Annotated in this window: 19 protein-coding genes; 2 read left to right on the plus strand and 17 right to left on the minus strand. The window is 73.2% G+C overall.

The annotated features are described in order from the left end of the window. Nucleotides 1-7: 7 nt before the first annotated feature. Both D1J63_RS06050 and D1J63_RS06055 read right to left on the minus strand, forming a co-directional pair. On the minus strand, nt 8-1,525 hold the full coding sequence (locus D1J63_RS06050; protein ID WP_276323113.1) for an AlkA N-terminal domain-containing protein: 1,518 nt from the start codon (nt 1,523-1,525) through the stop codon (nt 8-10). A gap of 79 nt (nt 1,526-1,604) precedes the next feature. Further along, nucleotides 1,605-3,518: a heavy metal translocating P-type ATPase gene (locus tag D1J63_RS06055; RefSeq protein ID WP_176156145.1), complete on the minus strand. Its 1,914-nt coding sequence runs from the start codon at nt 3,516-3,518 to the stop codon at nt 1,605-1,607. Between the two features lie 120 nt (nt 3,519-3,638). Between D1J63_RS06055 and D1J63_RS06060 the strand changes: the two genes are divergently transcribed. Then, the gene (locus D1J63_RS06060) at nt 3,639-4,001 is read left to right on the plus strand and encodes a metalloregulator ArsR/SmtB family transcription factor (protein ID WP_125628052.1); all 363 of its coding nucleotides are present in this window, start codon (nt 3,639-3,641) and stop codon (nt 3,999-4,001) included. 30 nt (nt 4,002-4,031) lie between these two features. On the opposite strand, the gene D1J63_RS06065 is transcribed toward D1J63_RS06060, so the two are convergent. Next, complete coding sequence (locus D1J63_RS06065; protein ID WP_125628053.1) at nt 4,032-7,946, minus strand: glycoside hydrolase family 2 TIM barrel-domain containing protein; 3,915 nt, start codon at nt 7,944-7,946, stop codon at nt 4,032-4,034. A 281-nt stretch (nt 7,947-8,227) separates the two neighbouring features. Between D1J63_RS06065 and D1J63_RS06070 the strand changes: the two genes are divergently transcribed. Continuing rightward, on the plus strand, nt 8,228-9,619 hold the full coding sequence (locus tag D1J63_RS06070; RefSeq protein ID WP_125628054.1) for an RICIN domain-containing protein: 1,392 nt from the start codon (nt 8,228-8,230) through the stop codon (nt 9,617-9,619). 25 nt (nt 9,620-9,644) lie between these two features. Here D1J63_RS06070 and D1J63_RS06075 read toward each other — a convergent pair whose 3' ends face one another. The 14 genes from D1J63_RS06075 to D1J63_RS06140 form a co-directional block, all read right to left on the minus strand. After that, nucleotides 9,645-10,313, minus strand: a complete 669-nt coding sequence (locus D1J63_RS06075; protein WP_125628055.1) for an ATP-binding cassette domain-containing protein — start codon at nt 10,311-10,313, stop codon at nt 9,645-9,647. Beyond that, on the minus strand, nt 10,306-11,229 hold the full coding sequence (locus tag D1J63_RS06080) for an ABC transporter ATP-binding protein (RefSeq protein WP_125635248.1): 924 nt from the start codon (nt 11,227-11,229) through the stop codon (nt 10,306-10,308). Before D1J63_RS06080 ends, D1J63_RS06075 begins: the two co-directional genes overlap by 8 nt. 104 nt (nt 11,230-11,333) lie before the next feature. Beyond that, nucleotides 11,334-12,221, minus strand: a complete 888-nt coding sequence (locus D1J63_RS06085) for an ABC transporter permease (protein ID WP_125628056.1) — start codon at nt 12,219-12,221, stop codon at nt 11,334-11,336. Between the two features lie 5 nt (nt 12,222-12,226). Continuing rightward, nucleotides 12,227-13,195 (minus strand): ABC transporter permease, encoded by a 969-nt coding sequence (locus tag D1J63_RS06090; RefSeq protein ID WP_125635250.1) that lies wholly within the window; start codon nt 13,193-13,195, stop codon nt 12,227-12,229. Nucleotides 13,196-13,227: 32 nt separating this feature from the next. Next, nucleotides 13,228-14,856, minus strand: coding sequence for an ABC transporter substrate-binding protein (locus D1J63_RS06095; protein ID WP_125628057.1), 1,629 nt, complete (start codon nt 14,854-14,856; stop codon nt 13,228-13,230). Between the two features lie 160 nt (nt 14,857-15,016). Then, on the minus strand, nt 15,017-15,526 hold the full coding sequence (locus D1J63_RS06100; RefSeq protein WP_125628058.1) for an O-acetyl-ADP-ribose deacetylase: 510 nt from the start codon (nt 15,524-15,526) through the stop codon (nt 15,017-15,019). A gap of 32 nt (nt 15,527-15,558) precedes the next feature. After that, nucleotides 15,559-16,968 (minus strand): NAD(P)/FAD-dependent oxidoreductase, encoded by a 1,410-nt coding sequence (locus D1J63_RS06105; RefSeq protein ID WP_125628059.1) that lies wholly within the window; start codon nt 16,966-16,968, stop codon nt 15,559-15,561. Between the two features lie 110 nt (nt 16,969-17,078). Beyond that, nucleotides 17,079-17,924 carry an inositol monophosphatase family protein gene (locus D1J63_RS06110; RefSeq protein ID WP_102932474.1) on the minus strand — a complete coding sequence of 282 codons (846 nt, stop codon included), beginning with the start codon at nt 17,922-17,924 and terminating at the stop codon, nt 17,079-17,081. 138 nt (nt 17,925-18,062) lie between these two features. Next, entirely contained in the window at nt 18,063-19,901 is a 1,839-nt protein-coding gene (locus tag D1J63_RS06115; RefSeq protein WP_125628060.1) for a gamma-glutamyltransferase, read from the minus strand. Between the two features lie 158 nt (nt 19,902-20,059). Continuing rightward, on the minus strand, nt 20,060-20,593 hold the full coding sequence (locus tag D1J63_RS06120) for an EF-hand domain-containing protein (RefSeq protein ID WP_125628061.1): 534 nt from the start codon (nt 20,591-20,593) through the stop codon (nt 20,060-20,062). A 170-nt stretch (nt 20,594-20,763) separates the two neighbouring features. Further along, complete coding sequence (locus tag D1J63_RS06125; protein ID WP_125628062.1) at nt 20,764-21,675, minus strand: class I SAM-dependent methyltransferase; 912 nt, start codon at nt 21,673-21,675, stop codon at nt 20,764-20,766. A 79-nt stretch (nt 21,676-21,754) separates the two neighbouring features. Next, a complete protein-coding gene (locus D1J63_RS06130; RefSeq protein ID WP_125628063.1) occupies nt 21,755-22,858 on the minus strand; it encodes an NAD(P)-dependent alcohol dehydrogenase in 1,104 nt (367 codons plus the stop codon). Nucleotide 22,859: 1 nt separating this feature from the next. Then, nucleotides 22,860-24,269: an aldehyde dehydrogenase family protein gene (locus D1J63_RS06135; RefSeq protein WP_125628064.1), complete on the minus strand. Its 1,410-nt coding sequence runs from the start codon at nt 24,267-24,269 to the stop codon at nt 22,860-22,862. 2 nt (nt 24,270-24,271) lie between these two features. Next, nucleotides 24,272-25,024, minus strand: a complete 753-nt coding sequence (locus tag D1J63_RS06140; protein ID WP_125628065.1) for a (5-formylfuran-3-yl)methyl phosphate synthase — start codon at nt 25,022-25,024, stop codon at nt 24,272-24,274. Nucleotides 25,025-25,348: the final 324 nt, after the last annotated feature.

The following is a 25,348-nucleotide window of genomic DNA, read 5'->3' on the forward strand; positions in this document are numbered from 1 at the left end:
AACGGGTTCATACGGGCAGGAAGTTGATCGGGTGGTCGTCGGTGGCCCACAGGTACTGGACGGCGTACGCCCGCCAGGGCCGCCAGGCCGCCGCGCGGGCGGTGAGCGCGGCCGGGGTGGAGGGCAGGCCCAGTTCCCCGGCGGCGCGGCGGATGCCGAGGTCGGTGGGGAGGAAGGCGTCGGGGTCGCCGAGGGCGCGCATGGCGATGACGTCGGCGGTCCAGGGACCGAAACCGGGGAGGGCCAGGAGCCGGGCGCGGGTCTCGGCCCAGTCGGACTCGACGCCCAGGTTGAGCGAGCCGTCGGCCAGGTGGGCGACCAGGGTGGTGAAGGTGGTGCGGCGGGTGCGCGGCATCGCCAGGGTCTCCGGATCCACGGCCGCCAGGGCCTCGGTGGACGGGAAGAGGTGGGTCAGGCCGCCCTCGGGGTCGTCCACCGGATCGCCGTGGGCGGTGACCAGGCGGGCGGCGTGGGTGCGGGCGGCGGCGGTGGAGACCTGCTGGCCGAGCACGGCCCGTACGGCGAACTCCGCCTCGTCCACCGTGCGGGGCACCCGCCGGCCGGGCGCCTTGTCGACGAGCGGTGCGAGCAGCGGGTCGGCGCGCAGCTGGTCGTCGACGGCCACCGGGTCGGCGTCCAGGTCGAGCAGGCGCCGGCAGCGGCTGATGGCGACGGTCAGGTCGCGCGGGTCGCCGAGGGTGAGGCGGCAGGCGATGTGGTCGGGGTGCGGGGTGAGGGACACGATGCCGTGACCGTACGGGAGGCGCAGGGTGCGCCGGTACGCGCCGATGGGGGTACCTCCCACGCCCTTAAGGCTGTGGGGGAGCCACTCCTCCACGCCGGGTACGGCGGTGGCGGCGAGGTGGCCGAAGAGGTTGTCGGGGTTGAGCGGGGCGCGGAAGGGGAGGCGGAGGGACAGGGTGCCGGGAGTGGTGCGGGCGAGGCGGTTCCTGGGGGCGCGGGTGCGCAGTTCGCTCGGGGAGAGGGCGTAGACCTCGCGGACCGTGTCGTTGAAGGAGCGGATGGAGGCGAAGCCGGCCGCGAACGCGATGTCCGCCATGGGCAGCGGGGTGGTCTCGATCAGCAGCCGGGCGGTCTGGGCGCGCTGCGCGCGGGCGAGGGCGAGGGGCCCGGCGCCCAGTTCGGCGAGGAGCTGGCGCTCGATCTGCCGGGTGCTGTAGCCGAGGCGGGCGGCGAGGCCGGGCACGCCCTCGCGGTCCACGACTCCGTCGGCGATCAGGCGCATGGCGCGGGCCGTGAGGTCGGCGCGCAGGTTCCACTCGGGCGAGCCGGGGCTGGTGTCCGGGCGGCAGCGTTTGCACGCCCGGAACCCGGCCTGCTGGCAGGCCGCCGCGCTCGGGTAGAAGGTCATGTTGGCGGGCTTGGGCGGCACCACCGGGCAGCTGGGCCGGCAGTAGATGCGGGTCGTCAGGACGGCCGTGAAGAACCAGCCGTCGAAGCGCGCGTCCTTCGACCGCACGGCGCGCACGCAGCGCTCGGTGTCGGTGTGCATTCCCGTCTGCATGCCTCCAGGATGGCCCCTGGGACGGGTGCGGACTGGCGGGAATCCGACATCGACATCCGCGGTGCTGCGCTTCCGCGGATCACTCCGAGCGCCACGTCGACTCGCGCAGCAGCCGCAGGCCGTTCAGGCCGACCAGCACGGTGGAGCCCTCGTGGCCCGCGACGCCGAGTGGCAGCGGGAGGTGGCCGATCAGGTCCCACAGGACGAGGACGGTGATGAAGACCCCGGCGACGGCCAGGTTCTGGACGACCAGCCGGCGTGCGCGCCGGGAGAGCCGTACGACGGCGGGGACGGCGGTCAGCTCGTCGCGCACGACGACCGCGTCGGCGGTCTCCAGGGCCAGGTCGGAGCCGGCCCCGCCCATGGCGACGCCGGCGTGCGCGGCGGCCAGCGCGGGGGCGTCGTTGACGCCGTCGCCGACGAAGAGCACCTTGCGACCGGCCCGCTCCCGCTCCCGTACGGCCTCGACCTTGTCCTCGGGCAGCAGTCCGGCGCGGACGTCGGTGATGCCGGTCGCCTCGGCCACGCGGGCGGCGGCGGCCGCGTGGTCGCCGGTCAGCAGGGTGGGGGCGGTACCGGTGAGGGCGGTGAGTGCGGCGGTGGCCGGGGCCGCGTCGGTGCGGAGGCGGTCGGTGAGGGCGAGGGTGCCCAGAAGGGTGCCGTCGCGGGTGACGCGGACGGTGGTCTCGGCGCCCTCGGGGCTGTCCGCGCGGCCGACGTGCACCGTGCGGCCGTCGACCACGGCCGTCACGCCGCGGCCGGGAGCCGCCGTGAAGTCCTCCACGGGCGCGATCCGCAGTCCCCGGGCGCGGGCTGCGGCCACGATCGCGCGGGCCAGCGGGTGCTCGCTGGGGTGCTCGGCCGCGGCGGCGAGGGCGAGGAGGGCGTCCTCGTCCACGCCGGAGCCGGCCAGCGGGTGTACGGCGGTCACCTCGGGGGTGCCCTCGGTGAGGGTGCCGGTCTTGTCGAGGGCGGCGGTGTCGATCTCGCCGAGGCGTTCCATGGCGACCGCCGACTTGACCAGCACGCCGTGTCGGCCGGCGTTGGCGATGGCGGAGAGCAGCGGCGGCATCGTGGCGAGGACGACGGCGCACGGCGAGGCGACGATCATGAAGGTCATGGCACGCAGCAGGGCGTCGGTGAGGTCGGCGCCGAAGGCGAGGGGGATGCCGAAGACGGCGAGGGTGGCGACGACCACGCCGACCGAGTAGCGCTGCTCGATCTTCTCGATGAACAGCTGGGTCGGCGCCTTGGTGCGGGACGCCTCCTCGACCAGGGTGACGATCCGGGCGATGACCGAGTCGGCCGGGTCGCGTCCGACGCGGACGCGCAGGGCGCCGGTGCCGTTGAGGGTGCCGGCGAAGACGTCGTCGCCGGAGCGTTTGAGGACGGGCAGGGACTCGCCGGTGATGGTGGCCTGGTCGACCTCTCCGGCGCCCTCGACGACAGTGCCGTCCGCGCCGATCCGCTCCCCCGGCCGGACCAGGACCAGGTCGCCGACGGCGAGGTCGGCGGTCGGGACGGTCTCCTCGTTGCCGTCGCGCACACGGGTCGCGGTGGTGGGCGCGAGGTCGAGCAGGCCGCGCACGGAGTCGGCGGTACGGGCGGTGGCCAGGGCCTCCAAGGCGCCGGAGGTGGCGAAGATGACGATGAGCAGGGCGCCGTCGAGGACCTGGCCGATGGCGGCCGCGCCGAGCGCCGCGACGATCATCAGCAGGTCGACGTCGAGGGTCTTCTCGCGCAGCGCCCGCAGCCCTTCGAGCGCGGGCTCCCAGCCGCCGGCGGCGTAGGCGACGGCGTACAGCGGGCCGTACGTCCAGGCGGGTGCGCCGCCGAGGTCGAGGGGCAGCGCCAGGAGGAAGGCGACGAGGGACGCGAGCGCCCAGCGAGCCTCGGGCAGGGCGAGGACGCGGGTGCGGCGGCGGGGCGGCGCGGGGGCGGAGGGCGCGGCCTCGGGAGCGGGGGCGAGAGTGGTGGACACGCGGCACACCATACAGGAACACATGAAGACCCATTCATTCGTTCATCCGTTCATGCGCCTGTTTCATGTGTCTGTTCATGCGTCTGTTCATGTGTCTCTGGAGGATCGCGCGCGGGTGCGTAGGATGACCGCATGGGTCACGGAGCCGCCACCACCACGCAGAACGCCGCCGAGCGGGTGCGCCTGGACGCGGACAACGTCGCGAAGGTGGCCACGACCCTCCAGGCCCTGTCCACCCCGTCCCGGCTGCTGATCCTCGCCCGGCTGCGCGAAGGGCCGCTGCCCGCCACCGAGTTGGCGGCGGAGGTCGGCATGGAGCAGTCGGCCTGCTCGCACCAGCTGCGACTGCTGCGCAATCTGGGCCTGGTGGTCGGCGAGCGCCGGGGCCGTTCGGTGGTGTACGCGCTGCACGACCACCACGTCGCCGAGCTGCTCGACCAGGCCGTGTTCCACGTGGAGCACCTGCGGCTGGGGATCAGCGACGCCGCCGGCTGACGGCGCCGCTCCCCTGTCCGCCGCCTTCCGCTACTCCGTCGCCGTCGGCCGCCGCGAGGCGCGCGTCGCGTCGCGGACGTCGGTGAGCGGGCGCAGGCGGTAGGTGTACGCGTAGTCCCGGTCGGCGAAGAGCTTGAACTCGTCGTGGGTGTGCGCGCCCCAGCTGTTGTCGCCGCCGACACCCATCTGCCGGTGGTTCAGGCGCAGGACGACCTCGTCCCTCGGGGTGAGCTGGTAGTCGTGCCGCACGCCGGCCGACAGGTCCTCCGGCGTGAAGTAGGAGGCGTTGGCCTCCAGCAGGGGTTCGCCGGAGGCCAGCAGGCCCACGCCGTGCCGGTCGGTGAGGGCGATCCAGCGGACGTCGGTCTTGTTGCCGTTCTCCTGCGGGCGGATGTACGGGGTCCACTGCTCGGCGACGGTCCCGGAGTAGAGGCCGACGTCCGTGCCGTCGTTGCGGTCCCAGTGGTTCTCCTCGGGGCCGCGGCCGTACCAGTGCACGCGGTCCAGGCGGCGCGGCAGGAAGAGCACGGTGCCGACCTCGGGGATGTACGGCAGGTTCGCCGCCCCCGGGTGCAGGGTGTTGTCGACCTTGATCTCGCCGTTGCCGAACACCGTGTAGGTGGTGCTGTAGGCGGACTCCACCGAGGTGGGCAGGGTGCCGGTGACCTTGATCTCGACGGCCCGGTCGCCGAGCGCGCGCACGGCGACGTCGGTGACCTCGCGGCGGGCGCCGGCGTCGCGCCAGGTCTGGTTGCGGGTGTGCTGGCCGTTGCCCTTGTCGTTGTCGGTGGGTGCGCGCCAGAAGTTGGGCACGGGTCCGGAGGTGATCAGGGCGCGGCCCTTCGCCTCGTAGGAGGTGAGGGTGCCGGTGGCCTTGTCGACGGTGACCGAGAAGTCCTTGCCGGTGATCCTCACGTCCTTGTCGCGGTCCTGGTGGCGCAGGGCCGGGACGCTTTCCAGGCGTGCCGGGGTGGGGGCGGGGGCGTCGGTCTCGACGGGGAGCTGCTGCCGGGCCACCTCGAAGCCCGCCTTCGCCCAGGGGGTGGACTCCTTGGTGGTGAAGGAGAGGTGCAGGAAGTACTCGGTGCCCGGGTCCGGGTCGTGGGGCAGGCGTACGGGGACGGTGATGTCCTTCTCCGACCGCGGTGCCACGTCCAGTTGGTCGCGGGTCAGCCTTCCGCGCCGTACGACCTCGCCGTCGGCGACGAGTTCCCAGCGGCCGTCGAACTCGCGGAGGTGGGTGAAGAGATACTCGTTGACGAGGGTGACCGCGCCGGGGCCGCCGCCCGGGGTGTTGGCCGCGTTGACGGCTTGGTAGACGCGCTTGACCTCGGCGGCCTTGCCGGTGTGGCGGCGGTCGGCGGTGACGATGCCGTCGGCGACGAAGGCGCCGTCGTTCGGGTTGTCGCCCCAGTCGCCGCCGTAGGCGAGGAACGTCTTGTCCTCGGGCCGCTTTTGATCGCTCTTCACGGTGGCGGCGTCGAACCAGAACCGCACACCGTCGTCACCGGGGCCGCGGCTCTCGGAGGCCAGCTCGCCCGCCTCCAGGGCGCGGGCGTAGACGCGGGCGCGGCGGATGGTGCCGCTGAACTCCCGTACCTGGTTGTCGGCGTCGGAGGCGAGCGCGAGGGGCGCGGTGTTGCTGCTGGGGCGCCGGTCGGTGGTGCGGGTGGCCCGTACCGTGCCGTCGACGTAGAGGGTCAGGGTCCCGGCGTCGGCGTCGAAGACGCCCGCGAGGTGGTGCTCGCGACCGGTCCAGTCGTCCGGCACGGTCCAGTTCGCGGTGATCCACTGGCCCGCGGAGTGGATGAAGAACTCCAGGGTCCGGCCGTTCTGCTTCAGCGCGTACTGGGTGTCGCCCTTGGCGATGATCGGCTGGTGGTAGCCCGTCACGTGCGGGGTGACCCAGGCCTCCAGGGTCAGGGAGCCGGTGAGGTCTAGGCTGTCGTCGCGTTCGAAGACGGTGATGCCGGACAGGCCCTTGTCGCGGTCGAGTGCGCCGCGGGTGGCGAGGATCTCGCCGCGCAGCCCGGCGGGTCCGGCCTCGGTGAGCAGGGTGCGGGCGGGAACGGGCGTGTAGAGGGACTGGTCCACGAAGTCCCAGATCCAGCCGCCCTGGAGGACGTCGTACCGGCGGACGATGTCCCAGTACTTCTTGAAGTTGCCGGTCGAGTTCCCCATCGAGTGGGCGTACTCGATCATGACGTACGGCCGGGTGTCGGAGGTGTCCTTCGCGCGCTGCTCGACGCGCTGCGGGCTGTCGTACATTTCCGAGCGGATGTCGCTGACGCCGGGGCGGTCGTCGCCCTCGTACTGGATGACGCGGGTGTCGTCGTAGGAGCGGATCCAGTCGTGCATGGCGGTGAAGGTGGAGCCGCCGCCCGCCTCGTTGCCCAGCGACCAGATGACGACCGAGGCGTGGTTCTTGTCGCGGTGCACCATGTTCTGGGCGCGGGCGACGCACGCGGCGGTCCAGTCCGGGTGGTCGCCGGGGTACTCGCCGCGGATGCCGTGGGTCTCCAGGTTGGTCTCGTCGACGAGGTACAGGCCGTATTCGTCGGCGAGTTCCAGCCAGTACGGGTTATTGGGGTAGTGCGAGGTGCGGACGCTGTTCATGTTCATCCGCTTGATGATCTTGATGTCCTCGACCATGTCCTCGCGGGTGAGCGCGGTGCCGCGGGAGGGGTGCATCTCGTGGCGGTTGGTGCCGCGGATGGACACCGGCTCGCCGTTGATCCGCATCAGCCCGTCCTTGAGCGCGAACTCGCGGAAGCCCACCCGGTGCGACAGGGTCTCCGTCACCTTGCCCGAGGGGTCGCGCAGGCGCAGGACGGCCGTGTAGAGGTCGGGGTGTTCGGCGGACCAGAGCCGGGGCTTCGGCACGGCCTTGGCGGCCCGGACGGTGACGTCCTCGCCGGCGCGGGCCCCGCCCAGGTCGACGGGCTGCTGCAACGGCCGGGACCAGACGGCGTGGCCGCGCGCGTCGTAGAGCTGGGTCTCGACGGTGTAGCGGCCGGTGCCGCCCTCGCCGTACGCCCGCACGCTCGCGGTGACGGCCAGTTCGGCGTCGGTGTAGGCGGCGTCGAGCGGGGTGTCCAGCTTGAAGTCGCGCAGGTGCACGGCCGGGGTGGAGTAGAGGTGGACCGAGCGGAAGATGCCGCTCACCCGGATCATGTCCTGGTCCTCCATCCAGTCGCCGTCGGAGTAGCGGTAGACCTCGACGGCGATCTGGTTGGTGCCGGGCTTGAGGTGGTCGGTGACGTCGTACTCGGAGGGGGTGTAGGAGTCCTCGTCGTAGCCGACCAGTTCGCCGTTGATCCACACGTAGTGCGCGGACTTGACGCCCTCGAAATGGAGGAAGGTGCGGCGGCCCTCCCAGTCGCGGGGGACGGTGAAGGTGCGCCGGTACTGGCCGACCGGGTTGTAGCGGGTCGGCGCGGCGGGCGGCTGCGGTTCCTCGCCCAGGCCGTTGGGGCCCCAGTACGGGTAGGTGATGTTCAGGTAGATGGGGAAGTCGTGGCCGTGCAGCTGCCACACGGAGGGGACCGGGATGGTCTCCCAGTCGCCGTCGTCCACGTCGGTGCGGTGGAAGTCGGCGTCCCGGTCCTCGGGGCGGTCGGCGTAGGCGAACTTCCAGGTGCCGTCCAGGCTCAGCCGGTAGGGCGAGCGGGCCCGGTCCCCGGCGAGCGCCTGCTCGACGTCCGCGTACGGGGTGAGCGTGGCGTGCGGCGGTTGGGTGCCGAGCCGGAAGACGCCGAAGTCGTTCCACTCCGGGGGTTCGTCGGCCGCCGCTCTCCGTCCGGCGGCGTGCGCGGCGACGGGCGACGCGGAGAGGGCGAGCGCGCCGAGGACGGCGGCCCCGCCCTCCAGGAGACGGCGGCGGCTGACGACCGAGCGGGCCGGACGGGCCGGGAACTGGGCGGGGGACGCGGGAGAGTGCGGCATGACCGTGGCCTTCCGTGGGCTTCGGGGGCGGCTCAACACACGGTGCTTCGAACGCAGTTGAGAGTGGGGCGGTGCTCAACTGCCGGTGACGCGGTGACTACTGGATCAGGCTCACCCTAGAACTCGAACAGAACCGAATCAATTATCCCGTCGGAGTTTGTTTGTTCCTGATGGACGGTCGTGCCTCCAGGGCGACCGGTCACGGGACGTGGACCCTTGGGGCACCCAGGTCTGCCCCGAGGTCCCCTGACCCGGAATCGATCACCACGTAACGTCCTTGCGTGAACTTGTGGACTTCCCTGGAGCCCGCGTCCGCCACCGTCGACCCCGGCAGCAGTACGCGCGTACGGCTGCGGGTGCGCAACACCGGTGACGTGGTGGACGAGTACCGGTTCGAACCCGTCGGGGACGTGGCCCCCTGGACGACCGTCGAGCCGCCGACCCTGCGCCTGTACCCGGGCACGACCGGCACCGTGGAGCTGACCTTCGCTCCGCCGCGTACGCCGGACGCGGTGGCGGGGCCGAACCCGTACGCGGTGCGGATCACGCCGACCGAGCATCCGGACGCGGTGACGGTGCCGGAGGGGAACCTCACGATCACGGCGTTCACCGAGGTGCGGGCCGAGCTGGTGCCGCCGACGGTGAAGGGGCGGTTCCGGGGCCGGCCCAGGCTGGCGGTGGACAACCTCGGCAACACGAAGGTGACCGCCTCGGTCGCGGGCAGCGACACCGGCGACCACCTCTCGTACGAGATCCGGCCCTCGAACGTCCAGATCGAGCCGGGCCGTGCGGCGTTCGTGGAAACCACGCTGAAGCCCAAGCAGATCATCTGGTTCGGCTCGAAGGAGGAACGGCCCTACAAGCTCGCGGTACGCCGCTCCGGCGTCGATCCCACCGACGTCGAGGGCACCTACGTCCAACGCGGCTTCCTGCCCCGCTGGCTGGCCACCTTCCTCGGCATCTTCATGGCCCTCGCGCTCGCCTTCGTGATGATCTGGATCGCGTACAAGCCACAGGTGCGCACGAGCGCCACCGAACAGGCCCAGCAGGCGGGCGCCGCGCTCGCCCCCAGCCCCAGCGCCACCCCTCAGACGCTTCCCAGCACCGCCGAGTCCGCGCCCGCCGAGCAGCCGAAGGTGCGGGAACCGGCCGCGCAGGAGCCGAAGGACGACGGCGGCGGGGGTGGGGGCGGGGAGGAGAAGGCGCCGGCGCCCGAGAAGTCCGAGAAGGAGACCTCGGGCGGGGGCGGCGAGGAGAAGCCGGACACCGCGGCCCCGGAGCCCGTCGCCCCCGGCACGACCATCTACGGCCACGCCTCGAACCGCTGCATCGAGGTGGCGGGACACAAGTGGCGGGACGGTGCGCCGCTGCAGATCGCGGACTGCACCGGCAAGGCCTGGCAGAAGTGGGACTTCCGGCCCGACGGCACGATCCGGTCGCTCGGCCTGTGCATGGACGCGACCTGGGGCGGTACGGCCAACGGCACGGTGGTCCAGGTGGCGGTGTGCAGCGGCAACCCGGCCCAGCAGTTCATCCTGGCCGGGCCCAAGGACCTGGTCAACGTGCAGGCCAACAAGTGCGTGGACGTGGTCGACGAGAAGACCGGCAACGGCGCCAGGCTCCAGCTCTGGGAGTGCAACGGCCAGGACAACCAGAAGTGGAGCACCCGCTGACCCCGTCCGGGGCCGGGGCAGGGGGTCAGCTCTTCGGCGTGGAGGCCACGGAGGCCCACTCGACGGTGCGGTCGCACCAGCGGTCCAGCAGGACGCGGTCGTGGCCGACGGCCAGCAGCCCCGCTCCCGTGCCGGCCCGGTAGTCCTCCACCACCCGGACCAGGGCGGCCGTGGTCGAGGCGTCCAGCATCGCGGTCATCTCGTCGCACACCAGCCAGCGCGGGCGCAGCACCAGCGCCCGGGCAAGGCACGCGCGCTGCAACTGGCCGTCGCTGACCTCGTGCGGGCGCCTGCCGAGCAGGTCGGTGGTCAGCCCCACGGTGGCGGCCAGTTCGGCGACCCGGTCGGCGGCCTGTGCCCGCCGGCCGGTGGCACGCAGCGGCTCGGCGACGAGGTCGGCGAGTGTCAGCCGGGGGTCCGCGGAGAGGCGGGCCTGCTGGAAGACGACGCCGAAGGCGGTGCGCAGGGCACGCGGGGCGCCATGCCGCCAGCGCCGTACCGGGGTGCCGTCGAGGAGCAGCGCGCCGGCGTCGGGGCGGTGCAGCAGCGCCGCGACGCGGGCGAGGGTGGACTTGCCGCAGCCGCTGGGGCCGAGCAGCCCGACGGCCTCCCCCGGTGCCACGGACAGGGACACGTCCCGGAACACGGGCGCCTTCCTGTCGTATCCGGCGGTGACGGTGCGCAGTTCAAGCACGGTCGGCGGCCTCCGTGAGTGCGGCGTGCGGGTGGTGGCAGGCGACCTCGCCGCGCAGTAGGGGCAGGGTGGCGCAGGCGTCGCTCGCCCGGTCGCAGCGGGCGGCGAAGGCGCAGCCGTCGGGGAGGGCGCCGAGTTCGGGCGGCAGGCCGGGGATGGGGGCGAAGGCGCGGTCGGGCAGCGCGTCGAGCAGGCCGCGGCTGTAGGGGTGGCGTGGGCCGGGGGTGCCGAAGAAGGCGGAGGCGTCGGCGAGTTCGACGATACGGCCGGCGTACATGACGGCGACGCGGTCGGCGATGCGCTCGGCGGCGGCCAGGTCGTGGGTGATCATCAGCAGGGCACGGCCACCACCCTTGTCGACATGTCGTCTCAGTTCGTCGACCGTGTGGTCCACCAGGTCCCGGTCGAGCCCGGTGGTCGGCTCGTCGGCGAGCAGCAGCGGGGCGTCGCCGACGAGGGCGAGGGCGGTGGCGGCACGCTGGGCGAGGCCGCCGGAGAGTTCGTGCGGATGGCGGTCGAGGTGGTCCACCGGGAACGCGGCGCGTTCGGCGGCGGCCTCGGCGGCCTCGCGCAGCGCGGTGCGGCCGCGGACCCCGGTGAGTTCGGCGACCGTCTCCGCCAGTTGCGAGCGGATGGTGCGGACCGGGGTGAGGTGGGCGGCCGGGCTCTGCGGGACGAGGCCGATCAGCCGGCCCCGTACGGTGCGGGCGAAGGTCCGTTCGTCGGCGGCGAGCAGGTCGAGGTCGCCGAGGAGGGCGCGGCCCGCGGTCTGCGCGTTGCCGGGCAGCAGCCCGAGCAGGGCGGAGGCGAGGACGGACTTGCCGCAGCCGCTCTCGCCGATCAGGGCCAGGCACTGGCCGGCCGCCACGTCGAAGCGCGCGTCGGTCACGGCGGCGACGCGGCGCCCGCCCGGCATGCGGAAGCGCACCGACAGACCGCGCACCGACAGCACGGGTGGCACCGACGGTACGGGGGGCACCGACGGTGCGGGGGGCACCGACGGCACGGGGGCTCGCCCGGTCACAGCATCAGCTCCGATCGGCTGCGGGGGTTGATCCGCTCCCGCCAGGCGCCCGCGAGTCCGGCGACGGCGAGGGTCGGCACGATGATGAACAGGCCGGGGAAGAGGGTGGGCCACCACTGCCCGGCCAGCAGCGAACCCCGCGCCTCCTGGACGAGGTTGCCGAGGCTCGCGGTGTGGGTGGGCAGGCCGAGGCCGAGGAAGGACAGCGCCGACTCGTGCCACATGGCGTGCGGCACCATGAGCACGGCGGCCAGCGCGGCCTGCGGCAGCACGCCGGGCAGCAGGTGCCGTACCGTCACCCGCCACCGGGAGGCGCCGCCGGAGACGGCCGCGTCGATGTGGGGACGGGCGCGCAGGGACAGCACCTCGGCGCGGACGATACGCGCGGTGGACAGCCAGTGGGTGAGCGCGACGGAGGCCACGACGGGCCAGACGCCCGGCCGGAACATCGCGACGATGAAGATGCCCATCAGCAGGTGCGGCACGGAGGACAGGGCGTCGACGACCCGCATGACGCCCCGGTCGACCCAGCCGCCGAGCGCACCGGCGGTGGCGCCCACGGCGGTGCCCACGACCGTCGCCGTCAGCGCGGCCGCCACGCCGACGAGCAGGGAGACGCGCAGGCCGTAGACGCAGCGCAGCAGCAGGTCGCGGCCGACGTCGTCGGTGCCGAACGGGTGCGCCGGGCTCGGGGCCCGGAGCTTGGCGGCCAGGTCGACGGCCTGCTGGTCGAGCTGCACCAGCGGCGGCACGAGCAGCACGGCGAGCACGGTGACGGTCAGCAGCGCGGCGGAGGTGCGCAGGCGCAGGGTGCGGGTGGAGCGGCGGTCGCCGCTCCGGGAGCGCCACCCGGTGCCGGTCTTCTCGGCGGCGACGTCAGCCATGGACATCACATCTCACTGAGCTTCACCCTCGGGTCGAAGAGTCCGTAGAGCAGGTCGGCCAGCAGGTTGCCGGCCAGTACGGCGGCGGTGGCGAGCGTGGTCAGGGCGGCGAGCAGCGGGAAGTCGACGGCGGTGGCCGCCTCGACGGTGGCGGCGGCGATGCCCGGCCAGCTGAAGACGCTCTCCACCAGCAGGGCGCCGGTGATGAGTTCGGGCACGCGAGAGCCGATCAGGGTGAGCACGGGCAGCAGTCCGGAGCGCAGGGCGTGCCCGAGGAGTACCGTGCTCTCCCGCAGACCGCGGGCCCGCGCGCCGCGCACCGGGTCCTCGGCGAGCGCGTCGGCGACGCCCTGGCGCACGTAGAGGGTGAACCAGGGCAGTTGGGAGACGGCGAGGACTCCGGCGGGCAGCACGAGGTGGCCCGCGACCTGCCCCGCGGTGACCTGTTCGCTGGCCGTGTCGGTGAGACCGCCGGCGGGCAGCGCGTCCCACTGGAGGGCGAACAACCACACGGCGAGCAGCGCGATCCAGAAGACCGGGGCCGCCTCCAGGGTGTACGCGAGGGAGGTGACCGCACGGTCGAGCACCGAGCCGGGCCGCCGGGCGGCCAGCACGCCGAGGAGCGTGCCGAGGGTGACCGCGACGGCGAAGGCGACGGCGCACAACAGTGCGGACCAGACGAGGCGTTCGCCGATGACCTGGGTCACGGGCTGCCGCAGCACGCTGGAGTGGCCGAGGTCGCCGGTGAGGGCGTCGGTCAGCCAGTGCCACCAGCGGACGACGAAGGACTGGTCCACACCGAGGTTCTCGCGCAGCCGGTCCAGGGTCTCCTGGTCGGCGCCGAGCGCGGCGGTGCCGGCGTACGCCTTGACGGGGTCGAAGGGTGAGGCGGCGGCGATCGCGAACACGCCGAAGGTGACGACGAGGATGACGGGCACGGCGAACAGCGCCCGCCGCCCCACGAGGCGTGCCATCGCGCCCCAGGGCAGCCGCCGGAGGGTTCCGGTCACTTCTTGGGCTGCCAGTCCTCGATGTTCCACCAGGGCCCACTGGCGAAGCCGTGCTCGTGCGGCTCCAGTTGGGTGGTCAGCCCGTCCCAGCGGTCGGCGAGGACGTAGAGGTGGTCGATGTGGGTGAGGAAGGTGTAGCCGGGGTCGTCGACGAGGGCCTGCTGGATCCGGTCGTAGGCGGCCGCCCGCTTCTCCGGATCCCGGCTGCGGCGCCCGGTGTCGAGCGCCTCGTCGACGGCCGGGTTGTCGTAGTGGGCCATGTTGTTGAAGCCGTCGCCGGCGAGGGTGGAGTGCAGCAGGGTGTAGAGGCCGAAGTCGGGGTCGCCGACGCTGCCGAGGCCCGCGAGGACCGCGTCGGTCTTCATCCGCGGTTCGATGACCTCCCAGGTGGCGCCCTCGACCTTCACCTCGATGCCGGCCTTCTTGGCGTCGGAGGCGTAGGCGAGCGCGTGGTCCTGGCGGACTTTGTCGCCGGAGGGGTAGTAGAGGGTGAACGAGGCGCGCTGTCCGTCCTTGGCGCGGACGCCGCCGGAGCCGGGCTTCCAGCCGGCCTCGTCCAGGATGCGCCGCGCCTTCTCGAGGTCGTGCGGGCGCTCGATGCCGCGCTCGTACCAGGGGTCGTCGACGGGCAGCGGTCCGTACGCCGGCCGGCCCGCGCCGCTGAGGATCTTGTCGACCATGGCCTGCCGGTCCACGGCGGCGTCCAGGGCCCGGCGGATCGCGCGGTCGCCGGTGACCCTGCCCGAGGTGGGCAGGGTGACGGCCCGGAAGTCGTAGGACCTGGCCCGGTAGGTGCGCCGGCCGTCGTCCTTGTCGAAGGTGGCGGCGAGGTTGGGCGGCAGGACGGCGCCGTCGAGGTCGCCGGAGCGCAGCCGGGTGGCGCGCACGTTGTCGTCGGGGACGATGGCCATGGTGAACGACTTCACCGCGGGCCGGCCGCCCCAGTAGTGCGGGTTGGCCTTGAAGGAGAGCTTCTCGCCCTTGCTCCAGTCGGTGAGCACGTACGGTCCGGTGCCGACCGGTTCGGTGTTGAAGTCGCCGGTGTTGGGGTCCTGTCCGCCCGCGACGTGCTCGGGGACGATGGGCAGGACGGTGCGGGCGGCGAAGGGCGCGTACGGGTACTTGAGCGTGAAGACGACGGTGTCGTCCCCGCTCGCGCGGACGGCCTCGATCGCGTCGAGTTCGCTGCGGGCGGTGTTGTTGGTCTTCTCGTCGAGGACGGTGCGGTACGTGTAGACCACGTCCTCGGCGGTCAGTGGTTCGCCGTCGCTGAACTTCACTCCGTCGCGCAGGGTGTACGTGTACGTCCGGCCGCCGTCGGTGATCTTCGGCAGCGCGGTGGCGAGCGCGGGCTTCAGTTTCAGGTCGGTGTCGCGGGCGAGCAGCCCGTCGAAGATCTTGGAGTTGCCGTCCTTGCCGTAACCCAGCAGCGGGCTGAGGGTGTCCGGTTCCGAGGCCACTGCGATCACGACGGACTCGGCGGCCCCGGCGCCGTCGTCCTTCCCTCCGTCCGAGGGTGCGGAGCAGGCGGCCGCGCCGGCGGCGAACACCACCGCGGCGGCGGCGCTTCGTATCGGAAGGCTCCGATCGGTCCGACGGGTCCAACGGGTCCGACGGGCTGTCATGTCTCCCCCACGCTTGTTGTCGTTGCGTGGCTATTGCACATCAGTCGCAATAAAGCGTCAAGCCAGGTGGGAGAGCATGCCGCGGCGACGGCTCGCGGACTCAGTGACGGCGCGCGGTGGCGCGTTGGCCGGCCGGCGACCGAAGACGTGCGCGCGGCGGTCAGCCCACCCGCGCCGCGAAGGCCTGGTAGGCGCGGTCGTCGAAGAGGACGAAGCGGACCTCCGTGACCGACGTCTCGGCGGTCCCGACCGTCTCGACGGCGATGCGGGCCGCGTCGTCCAGCGGCCAGCGGTAGACGCCGGTGGAGATGGCGGGGAAGGCCACCGTGCGGGCGCCCAACTCGTCCGCGACGCGCAGGGATTCGCGGTAGCAGGAGGCGAGGAGGTCCGAGCGGTCCTCGGCGGCGCTGTGCACGGGGCCGACGGTGTGGATCACCCAGCGCGCGTCCAGGTCGCCCGCGGTGGTGGCGACCGCGCGTCCGGTGGGCAGGCCCTTGCCGAGGTGGCCCGCGCGGAGCCTGCGGCACTCGGCGAGGATCGCGGGGCCGCCGCGCCGGTGGATGGCGCCGTCGACGCCGCCCCCGCCGAGGAGCGAGGAGTTGGCGGCGTTGACGATCGCGTCGGCGTGCTCGCGGGTGATGTCGCCCTGGACGAGGGTGATGGTGGGCATAGGGGTCCTCGCTCGGCCGGGGGTGTCCGGGGTCAGGTCTGGCGGAGTCTGCGCCAGACGGCCTTCGCCGCGTTGTGGCCCGACATGCCGTGCACGCCGGGGCCGGGAGGCGTGGCCGACGAGCAGATGAAGACGGCCGGGTGCGGAGTCGCGTACGGGAAGAGGGAGAGCTTGGGGCGAAGGAGGAGTTGCAGGCCGTTGACCGCGCCGGAGGCGATGTCGCCGCCGACGTAGTTGGCGTTGCGGGCGGCGATCTCGGGCGGGCCGGCGGTGGCGCGGGCGAGGACGCGGTCGCGGAAGCCGGGGGCGAAGCGCTCCAGTTGGCGTTCGATCGCGTCGGTGAGGTCGCCGGTCCAGCCGTTGGGGACGTGGCCGTACGCCCAGAAGACGTGCCGGCCGGCCGGGGCGCGGGTGGGGTCGGCGACGCTGGGCTGCACGGTGATGAGGAACGGCCGCTCGGGCGCGCGGTCGGTTCCGGAGGCCGCGTCCAGGGCGGCGCCGATCTCCGCGCTGTCGGCGCCGATCTGGACGGTGCCCGCGCCGCGGGGCTCCTCGGCCGTCCACGGGACGGGGCCGTCCAGCGCGTAGTCGATCTTGAAGACGCCGGGGCCGTACCGGTAGTTCGCGTAGTGGTGGCCGAGACCCGCGATACGGGCCAGGGCCGTGGGCGAGGTGTCGAAGACGTACGCCCGCGCGGGCGGCAGGTCGTCGAGGCGCTTGACCTCGTAGTCGGTGTGGACGGTGCCGCCGAGGTCGCGGAGGTACCCGGCGAGGGCGTCGGAGATCGACTGGGAGCCGCCACGGGCCACGGGCCAGCCCCGGGCGTGCGCGGCGAGGGCGAAGACCAGGCCTATGGCGCCGGTGGCGAAGCCGCCGAGCGGGGCCATGACATGCGCGACGAGCCCGGCGAACAGGGTCTTGGCCTTCTCGTCGCGGAAGCGGCGCATCAGCCAGGTCGACGGGGGCAGGCCGGCCAGTCCGAACCTGGCGAGGGTCACGGGGTCGCGGGGCAGCGCGGTCAGCGGCAGGGACATGAAGTCCCGGGCGAGCGTGTCCCACCGGGGCAGGAAGCGCTCGACGAGCCTGCGGTAGGTGCCCGCGTCGCGCGCTCCGAAGGAGGCGGCGGTCTCGCCCACCGACCGGGACAGGACGGCGGCCGAGCCGTCGGGGAAGGGGTGCGCCATGGGCAGCGCGGGGTGCAGCCACTCGAGGCCGTACCGCTCCAGGGGGAGGCCGCGGAAGGCGGGGGAATTGATGCCGAGCGGGTGCGCGGCCGAGCACGGGTCGTGCCGGAAGCCGGGCAGGGTCAGCTCCTCGGTGCGCGCTCCGCCGCCGACGGTGCCCCGGGCCTCGAACACGGCGACCGAGAAGCCGCGCCGGGCGAGCTCCACGGCAGCCGTCAGTCCGTTCGGCCCCGCACCCACTACGACCGCATCGAGCATCGACGGCACCTTCGGACCCCTTCGTCAGCCGATGGCCACTGGGGATCAGGATATGCCCGGGGTCCGGCGGCGCGCGGTCGCGGTGCCCCGCCCGCGGCGGCCGTCGGGCATCACGCCTCGCCCGACAGCAGCGCCGCCACCCGGCGTGCCGTGGCCGCGTCGCGGGCGGCCGTGAACGGCAGGTCGTTGCCCCCGGTGATGCGGAAGGGTTCGCCCGTGCGGGTCAGGTGGGCGCCGCCCGCCTCCTCGACCAGGAGGAGACCGGCCGCGTGGTCCCACGCCGCCTCCCAGGAGAAGGCGGTGGCATCGGCCTCACCCCGGGCGACCGCCAGGTACTCCAGGCCCGCCGAACCGCAGGGGCGGGGGGCCACGCCCGGGGTGCGCAGGGCGAGCAGGGCGCGCTTCTGCTCGTCCGTCGTGTAGTCCGGGTGGGAGGTGGCGACCCGCAGCTCGCGGCCGGGCTCGGGCGGTCCCGCGTACAGCCGCTCACCGTCCAGGAAGGCGCCCCGTCCGCGGACGGCCGTCGCGAGCCGGTCGTCGACGGGGGCGTAGGTCCAGGAGGCGTGCACGACGCCGTGCCGGGCGAGCGCCACCAGCGTGCAGAAGCCCTCCTCGCCGCGCACGAACTGCCGGGTCCCGTCGACCGGGTCGATGATCCACACCGGGGCTTCGCCGCGTATCGCCTCGTACGACGCGGGGTTCGCGTGCACGGCCTCCTCGCCGACCACCACCGAGCCCGGCAGCAGGCCGGCCAGGACCTCCGTCAGGCAGACCTCGGCCCGGCGGTCGGCGTCCGTGACCAGGTCGTGCGGGCCGGTCTTCTGGTCGACCTCGTCCGCCGCGAGCCGGCGCCAGCGCGGCATGATCTCCTGGGCGGCCGCCTTGCGCACGGCCGCCTCGACCTCGTCGGTGTGCCGGGCGAGAAACTCGTCGATGGTTTCGTTGTTCTCGATCATGACTCCATGAGAGCACGCGCCACTGACAGTCCCCACCCGGGTGGTGTACTCCGGGTGGAATCGGCACGAACATCGGGTGCAGGGGCACGCGTGCCGGTCACCCGGGCGCGTGTTCCGGTCAGCAGGCGCGTGTGCCGGTCAGCGGCCCACCGCGTACCCCTGCATGCCGCGCGGGTTCGCCGCCGCCGACAGCACGCCCGTCTCCGGGTCCCGTGCGACGGCGCACAGCCGGCCCTCCGACCACGCCTCCCCCACCGTCACGTCGTGCCCGCGCCGCCGCAGCTCCTCGACCACCCGCGCCGGCATCCGGGACTCCACGGTGACGGAGCCCGCCCGCATGCCGCGCGGGAAGAAGGAGCCGGGGAAGCCGTCGTTGTGCCAGTTCGGGGCGTCGATCGCGCCCTGGAGGTCGAGTCCGCCGCGCACCCGGGGGCGCAGCGCGACGGCGAGGAAGAAGTGCGTCTGCCACTGGTCCTGCTGGTCGCCGCCGGGGGTGCCGAAGGCCATGACCGGCACCCCGTCGCGCAGGGCGACGGACGGTGTGAGCGTGGTGCGGGGGCGGCGGCCCGGCGTGAGCGAGTTGGGCAGGCCCTCCTCCAGCCAGGTCATCTGGAGCCGGGTGCCGAGCGGGAAACCGAGCTCGGGCACGACGGGGTTGGACTGGAGCCAGCCGCCGCTGGGCGTGGCCGAGACCATGTTGCCCCAGCGGTCCACGATGTCGAGGTGGCAGGTGTCGCCGCGGGTGCCCCCGTCGGCCGCCACGTCCGGCTCCCCCGGCACCAGGGACGTCGGGCTCTTGGCGACCGTCGGCTCGCCCACCCCCAGGGCGTCGAGGCCCTCCCCCTCCACGGCGGCGACGAGGGCGTGCGCGCTGAGCCGCGGGGTGCGCCCGCCGGGTGCGCCGGGCCGCAGTTCGAAGGACGCCTTGTCGCCCACGAGTCGGCGCCGCTGCGCGTTGTACTCCGGCGACAGCAGGTCGTCCAGCGGCACCCGGTCCGCGCCGTCCGCGTCGCCGTACCAGGCCTCCCGGTCGGCCATGGCGAGCTTGCAGCCCTCGACCAGCAGGTGGACGTAGTCGGCGGAGCCTTGGGCGGGGAGTTCGGGCGGGAGCAGCGCCAACTGCTGGAGCAGGACGGGTCCCTGGCTCCACGGGCCGGCCTTGCACAGGGTCCAGCCGTTCCAGTCGTAGGTCGCCGGGGCTTCGTAGTGGGCCGACCAGCCGGCCAGGTCGGCCGCGGTCAGGGTGCCGGTGTGGCGTTCGCCGCTGGTGTCCAGGGTGGGCCGCCCGGCCTGCCGTACGAGCGCCTCGGCTATGAATCCGGAGCGCCAGACCTCGCGGGCCGCGTCGATCTCCGCCTCCCGGTCCCCGGCTCCCGCCGTCTCGGCGAGCAGCCGCTGCCAGGTGGCGGCGAGGGCGGGGTTGCGCAGCAACTCGCCGGGGCGGGGCGGGTGACCGTCCGGCAGGTAGATCTCGGCGGAGGAGGTCCACTCCGTCTCGAACAGCTCCCGGACGGTCTCCACCGTCTCCCCGACCCGTTCCACGGGCGCGTGCCCGTGCTCGGCGTAACCGATGGCGTACTTGAGCACGTCGGCCAGTGACTTGGTGCCGTGGTCGCGCAGCAGGAGCAGCCAGGCGTCGAAGGCACCGGGCACGGCGGCGGCGAGCGGTCCGGTGCCGGGGACGAGGTCGAGTCCGAGCCCCTTGTAGTGCGCGACTGTCGCTCCGGCGGGCGCCACGCCCTGCCCGCACAGCACCCGCACCTCGCCGTCCGCCGGGGCGAGCAGGATCGGCACCTCTCCGGCGGGCCCGTTGAGGTGCGGCTCGACGACGTGCAGCACGAAGGCTCCGGCCACGGCGGCGTCGTAGGCGTTGCCTCCGTCCTCCAGCACCGCCATGGCCGACTGCGAGGCCAGCCAGTGGGTGGAGGACACCATGCCGAAAGTGCCGCTCAGGGTGGGGCGAGTCGTGAACTGCATGCCTGACCTCGGTGTTCGGATTCGTTGACGGGCGGGTCGGGCTGTCGGCCTCGGCCGCTGCCGCAGGCAGCGTAGATCCGCGCCACCGACCGACGCCACATCCCCATCGGGCCGAACGCCCGATCAGGCAGCCGGCGGAACCCGTCCCGCCCGGCTCGTCAGGTCCGTGGGACCAGGTGGTCGCCGGCGATGCCGGACTTCTCGGGGCGGTAGTAGTCCCTGATGGCATCGGCCCAGGTGGACACCCGCACACGGTCCTGCCCGTCCGGGCCGAAGGCCTCGAAGAGGGCCTCGATGTTGGGCCGTGCGAAGCCGATCGCGATCATCAGCGCGACGAACTCGGGGCGGGCGACGAAGCCGTCGCCGTCCGGGTCGCCCATCGCCGCGAGGGCTTCGGCGAACTCGTCCACGGCCGCGTCGAACCGCTGCGGGTTGAGGACGACGGAGGTGAACTCCTCGGGGCTGACCCGGCCGTCGCCGTTGGCGTCCAGCTCGGTCAGGAGCGTCTCACCGTAGCGGCGGAAGGCACCGGCCATCCTTTCCTTGACGGCCTCTTGCGCGGTCGGTACCGCGGCCACCACGCGGTTGCCCATCAGGTCGAAGTCGGCGCGTTCCAGGTAGCCGTTGCCATCGGCGTCGAAGAGGGAGAAGACCAGCTCGATGCGGTCGGTCGCCTCGGTGGTGGGCACCATGGTGCACCCTGCCTTTCTTGGTGGGGCCTTGCCGTCGGAATGCGCCGGGGAGCTGCCCCGGCGGCCGACCCCACTATCCAGTCGTCGCGACCGCTCCCACGGGAAACAGCGACTCTTCACACACGAACGGGGGGAAACGGTGAATTCACGCATGAAACGTGCCGGGCCACTCACGCCGCCCGCGCTCTGTCCGCGAACACCCAGCGGTTGCCGCCCAGGGCGTCGTTCTCCTCGGGCAGCGGGCCGCGTCCGTGCAGGCGGGTGAAGTCGAAGGGGGTGTGGACCGACACGGTCCAGCCCCTGCCGGTCAGACGGGCCGCGGAGTCGGGCCGCGGCTCCCGGCTGAACAGGTCGAGCAGGTCGATGCCGAGTTGTCGGCGCGTGGACGTGTACAGCGGACTGTCGCGGTACGCCATCAGATCCTTCTCGAGCTTGACCTCGTACGCGAGGGTGCTGCCGGGCGCACTCAGCCGGTCGACCGTGTCGATGAGCGCGGTCTCGGCGGCGCGGGGCAGGTAGAACAGCAGACCTTCGACCAGCCACACGGTGGGGATCGTGGGGTCGAAGCCGGCGGCCGTCAGCGCGCCGGCCCAGTCGGCGCGCAGGTCGATCCCGACCGGCACGCGCGCCGCCCGGGGTTCGGCCGACAGAGCGTCGAGGACCTTGTGCTTGAACGCGAGGACTCCGTCCCTGTCGATCTCGTAGATCACGCAGCCGGAGGGCCGGTCGAGCCGGAAGGCCCGCGTGTCCAGCCCGGCTCCCAGCAGCACCGCCTGTCGGATGCCGGCGGACCGGACCGACCGGAGCAGGAAGTCGTCGAGCACCCGGGTGCGCAGGCCGAAGTAGCGGGCGAAGCGTCCCCAGAGCGGGCTCGTGTCCCCTCCCGGGGCCTGCTCCAGGCGGACCGGCCAGTGCGCGGACGCCTCGGCGCCCAGCACGAAGTGCTCCGCGTAGCCGTCCTGGGCCAGGCTGTCGGGACGGTGGGTCTCGATCGCCCGGGCCGCGGCGACCAGGAGGGCGGTCAGCCCCACTCCTCCCTCCACGCCGTCCGTAGTGGTGCTGAGCGATGCCGTGTCGGCCATGCCTTCTCCCTGGTGGGGTCGTGTGGGTCGGGCGTCCGTCTCAGGCGCCGGCCGGGGTGGGCGGCGGTGCACGGCGGGTTCAGTGCCGTCGGCCGTCCGGGATCAGGACGGGTTTGACGACGCGGCCCGTCTCGCAGTCGTGTTCGGCCTCGTTGATGTCGGCGAGCGGATAGGTGCGGATCAGCTCGTCGAAGGGGAATCGCCCGGCCTGCCAGAGCGCGGTGAGGCGGGGGATCAGCACTCCGGGGACGGCGTCACCTTCGCAGATGTGGGAGATCGTGCGCCCCCGGTCCAGGGTCCCCACCTCGAGCGGCAGGGTGTCGTGGAGCCGTGCCACGAGGCCGAGCCGGCCGGTCGGACGCAGCGACCGGAGCGCCTCGTTGATCAGCCCGGCGGCCCCCGTGGTGTCCAGCGCGTACATCGCTCCCCCGCCGGTCAGCCCCAGAACACGGTCGGACAGGCCGGTCGGAGTGGCCCGGAGCGGAAGGGCGTGGAACCGCTCGGCGAGGGCCAGCCGCCCGGGATGCCGGTCCACCGCCACGCTCACCGCGCCGGCGGCGTGAGCCGCCATCACCGCGGCCAGGCCCACCGCGCCCGCGCCGAGGACGACGAGGGTGTCGCCGGGGCCCGCACCGAAGGAGTTGAGGACCGCACCGGCGCCGGTGAGGAAGCCGCAACCGAGCGGTCCGAGCAGTTCCAGGGGCAGCGCGGGATCGACCCGGACGGCGTTGCGGGCCGGGACGAGCGCGTACTCGGCGAACGAGGACTGGCCGAACCAGCGGGGGGCCAGGGGCGTCCCGGTCGGGTCGGTGAAGCGTGCGGCACCGTCCTCGCGCCCGCCGAACAGGTTCAGCGAGGCGAAGGAGTCACAGTAGGCGGGCGCCGCGCCCAAACAGTTGCGGCAGTGCCCGCAGGAGTCGAAGCTCAGCACCACATGGTCGCCGGGGCTCAGGCCGGTGCCCGTGCCTCCCGTCTCCACCACGACGCCGGCCCCCTCGTGGCCGAGGACCGCCGGCAGGGGTGAGCGGTCGGCCGAGCGCCGCACCGCCAGGTCGGTCCGGCACATCCCGCAGCCCGCGATCCGGACCAGGACCTCCCCTTCGGCCGGCCCGTCCGCCAGCACCACTTCCTCGACGGTGAACGGATCCTCGTACGCACGCAGTACGGCAGCGCCGAACCTCACTTCACGCCTCCTGAGGGCGGTGCACGACGAACGGTCTGAGGTTTCCGTAGAGCCCCCACGGTCCGCCCGCGACGCCGACACCGCTGTCCTTGGCACCCGCGAAGGGCTGCGCGAGGGAGAGTTCGCCGTGGTGGTTGATCCAGGCCGTTCCGCACTCCAGGCGGTCGGCGACGGCCGCGGCCCGGTCGAGGTCGGTGCCCCACACCGAGCCGCCCAGGCCGAAGCCGGTGTCGTTGGCCGCCCGGACGGCGTCGTCGAGGCTGTCGTACGGCAGGACCGGCAGGACCGGGCCGAACTGCTCCTCGGTCACCACCGGGCTGTCGGCCGGTACGTCGGCCAGGATCGTCGGGGCGAAGAAGTACCCCGGCCGGTCCAGGCGGTGTCCGCCGGCCACGGCCCGGCCGCCGTCGGCCAGGGCGCGGGCCGTGTGGTGCTCGACGCGAGCGAGTTGCGGGGCGTTGTTGACCGGTCCGATGCGGGAGGCCGGGTCGAGTCCGGATCCGACGGCGGTCGTGTTCGCCCGGTGGGCGAGGGCCTCCACCACCCGGGCGTAGAGCCGGGCGGGGGCGTAAACGCGTTTGACCGCCATGCAGACCTGGCCGCAGTTGCGGAACGCCGCCCAGAACAGCCGGTCCGCGATCTCCTCCACGTCGACGTCGTCGAGCAGGAGAGCGGCGTCATTGCCTCCCAGTTCCAGGGTGACGCGGGCGAGTGTGGCCGCCGCGCCCGCGGCGACCGCCCGTCCCGTGGCCGCCGACCCGGTGAAGCTCACGTGGCGGATCCCCGGGTGCGACGCGAGACGGGCGCCGAGGGGTTCCCTTCCGGTGACGATCGTCAGCACGCCCTCGGGCAGGGCACCGGCGAGGACGGACCCGAGCATCCGTGTGGCGAGGGGGGTGAACGGTGAGGGTTTGAGCACGATCGTGTTGCCCGCCGCGAGCGCCGGTGCGAACTTCGCCGACGCCAGCTGCAGGGGGAAGTTCCACGGGACGATCGCGGCGACGGGCCCGATCGGCCGCCACCGCAGCCGGCTGTGCACGGGGCGACCGTCCGCGATCGGTTGCGTCCCGGTGTCCAGTTCGGCGAAGTAGCGCAGCCGGGCGGCCGCGCGGGCCACCTCCGCGTGCGACTCGGTCAGCGGTTTGCCCTGTTCACGGGTGAGGAGCGGGGCGAGAGCGGCGGCGGCCGCGTCGACGGCGTCCGCCGCCGCGAGCAACGCCGCTTTGCGGGCGACCGGGTCTGCCCGCCAGTCGTGCCAGGCCGCATGGGCCCGGTCGACTACCGCGTCCAGTTCCTCCGGTCGCCCGTCGGGAGCTTCGTCGAACGCTTCGCCGGTCGACGGGTCGACGACGGTGAAGTACCCGCTCCGGTCTCCAGGGGTGAGGGATGGACACCTGGTTGCCGAGGTCATGATCAGCTCTGTACCGCGGCGGCCGCGCGCTCGCGGACGTGCCGGTCCATCTCCGCCCGGAAGGCTGCCACCAGGTGCGGCTGGATCCGGCCCGCATTGCGGTCCCCTCCCTCGCAGACCGCTCCGCGCACCCCGACGATGTCCGCCTGGATGCGGGCCAGTTCGCCCAGGTCGCCGCTCCCGACGCTGCCCGCCAGCGCGGCGAGCAGGCCGGCGTCGTGGGCACGCCGTACGAACTCGGCGCACACGTCGGGCGGAACGTGGTCGAACAGCCGCGTCCCGTCCTTGATCGCGGTGTCGAGCATGGCGGCGTCGGAACCCGAACGGCGCGCGATGTCGGGCAGCGCGAGCGGGTTGACACAGCCGATGCGGTGGGCGTCGGCGTATCCCGAGGCGACGACGAAGGCGTCCGGCCGGTGGTCCTTCACCGCACGGACGACCCCGCGCATGACCTCGACGGCCTGCTCGGGCGTGCCGCATCCGTAGAGACCGACCTTGATGTAGGTGGCCCCGGACACGGCGGCGCCGAGTGCCGCCTGGGCCACCGTGCCGGGCTTGTACGGCACGTCCCCCACGGTGGCGGAGACCGGTTTGTCCGCCGGAACCGCTGCGCGGATCTCCCGGATGACCCACGGGTAGTTGGCGCCGAGCGAGCCCTCGTCGGGCTTCTTGACGTCGACGATGTCCAGGTGCTCGGCCGCCTTCGCGCAATCGAGGGCCTCGTCGACACCGTCCGGAGAGATGAGCAGCAACAAGGTGAGTCCTTTCCCCCGCACACCCGTCCGCTCATGGAGCGGATACGCGGATTCGCCTGGCTCGCACGCGGTCCGCACATCATTTCCCGGGGGGTCGCGCCCCGGCAGGGCGCGCGGAGTGCCACACGGATCACAGCCACCGGGAGCTCGCGCCCCGCACAACGCGCCGTCCGCGCCGGACCGCACGCGCGCGTGCGGCGCGGACGCGCGGGCACTGTACGAACTCCGTTTCCCCGTTGTATGACTTCTCCCTATGTGATGGCGGAGGCGTTCACCTCGGAGCGCTTGCTTCGAGTGCCGCTTGACAACGTTGTCCACCAGGGA

Origin of the sequence: Streptomyces sp. KPB2, from assembly GCF_003950055.1 — a bacterium.
Lineage (GTDB): Bacteria > Actinomycetota > Actinomycetes > Streptomycetales > Streptomycetaceae > Streptomyces > Streptomyces salinarius.

Bases quoted from the DNA above. Each gene is read 5' to 3' on its own strand.
- D1J63_RS06050 (WP_276323113.1), bottom strand. From the start codon at position 1,525: ATGCAGACGGGAATGCACACCGACACCGAGCGCTGCGTGCGCGCCGTG.
- D1J63_RS06055 (WP_176156145.1), bottom strand. From the start codon at position 3,518: ATGGTGTGCCGCGTGTCCACCACTCTCGCCCCCGCTCCCGAGGCCGCG.
- D1J63_RS06060 (WP_125628052.1), top strand. From the start codon at position 3,639: ATGGGTCACGGAGCCGCCACCACCACGCAGAACGCCGCCGAGCGGGTG.
- D1J63_RS06065 (WP_125628053.1), bottom strand. From the start codon at position 7,946: ATGCCGCACTCTCCCGCGTCCCCCGCCCAGTTCCCGGCCCGTCCGGCC.
- D1J63_RS06080 (WP_125635248.1), bottom strand. From the start codon at position 11,229: ATGCCGGGCGGGCGCCGCGTCGCCGCCGTGACCGACGCGCGCTTCGAC.
- D1J63_RS06085 (WP_125628056.1), bottom strand. From the start codon at position 12,221: ATGGCTGACGTCGCCGCCGAGAAGACCGGCACCGGGTGGCGCTCCCGG.
- D1J63_RS06090 (WP_125635250.1), bottom strand. From the start codon at position 13,195: ATGGCACGCCTCGTGGGGCGGCGGGCGCTGTTCGCCGTGCCCGTCATC.
- D1J63_RS06095 (WP_125628057.1), bottom strand. From the start codon at position 14,856: ATGACAGCCCGTCGGACCCGTTGGACCCGTCGGACCGATCGGAGCCTT.
- D1J63_RS06100 (WP_125628058.1), bottom strand. From the start codon at position 15,526: ATGCCCACCATCACCCTCGTCCAGGGCGACATCACCCGCGAGCACGCC.
- D1J63_RS06105 (WP_125628059.1), bottom strand. From the start codon at position 16,968: ATGCTCGATGCGGTCGTAGTGGGTGCGGGGCCGAACGGACTGACGGCT.
- D1J63_RS06110 (WP_102932474.1), bottom strand. From the start codon at position 17,924: ATGATCGAGAACAACGAAACCATCGACGAGTTTCTCGCCCGGCACACC.
- D1J63_RS06115 (WP_125628060.1), bottom strand. From the start codon at position 19,901: ATGCAGTTCACGACTCGCCCCACCCTGAGCGGCACTTTCGGCATGGTG.
- D1J63_RS06120 (WP_125628061.1), bottom strand. From the start codon at position 20,593: ATGGTGCCCACCACCGAGGCGACCGACCGCATCGAGCTGGTCTTCTCC.
- D1J63_RS06125 (WP_125628062.1), bottom strand. From the start codon at position 21,675: ATGGCCGACACGGCATCGCTCAGCACCACTACGGACGGCGTGGAGGGA.
- D1J63_RS06135 (WP_125628064.1), bottom strand. From the start codon at position 24,269: ATGACCTCGGCAACCAGGTGTCCATCCCTCACCCCTGGAGACCGGAGC.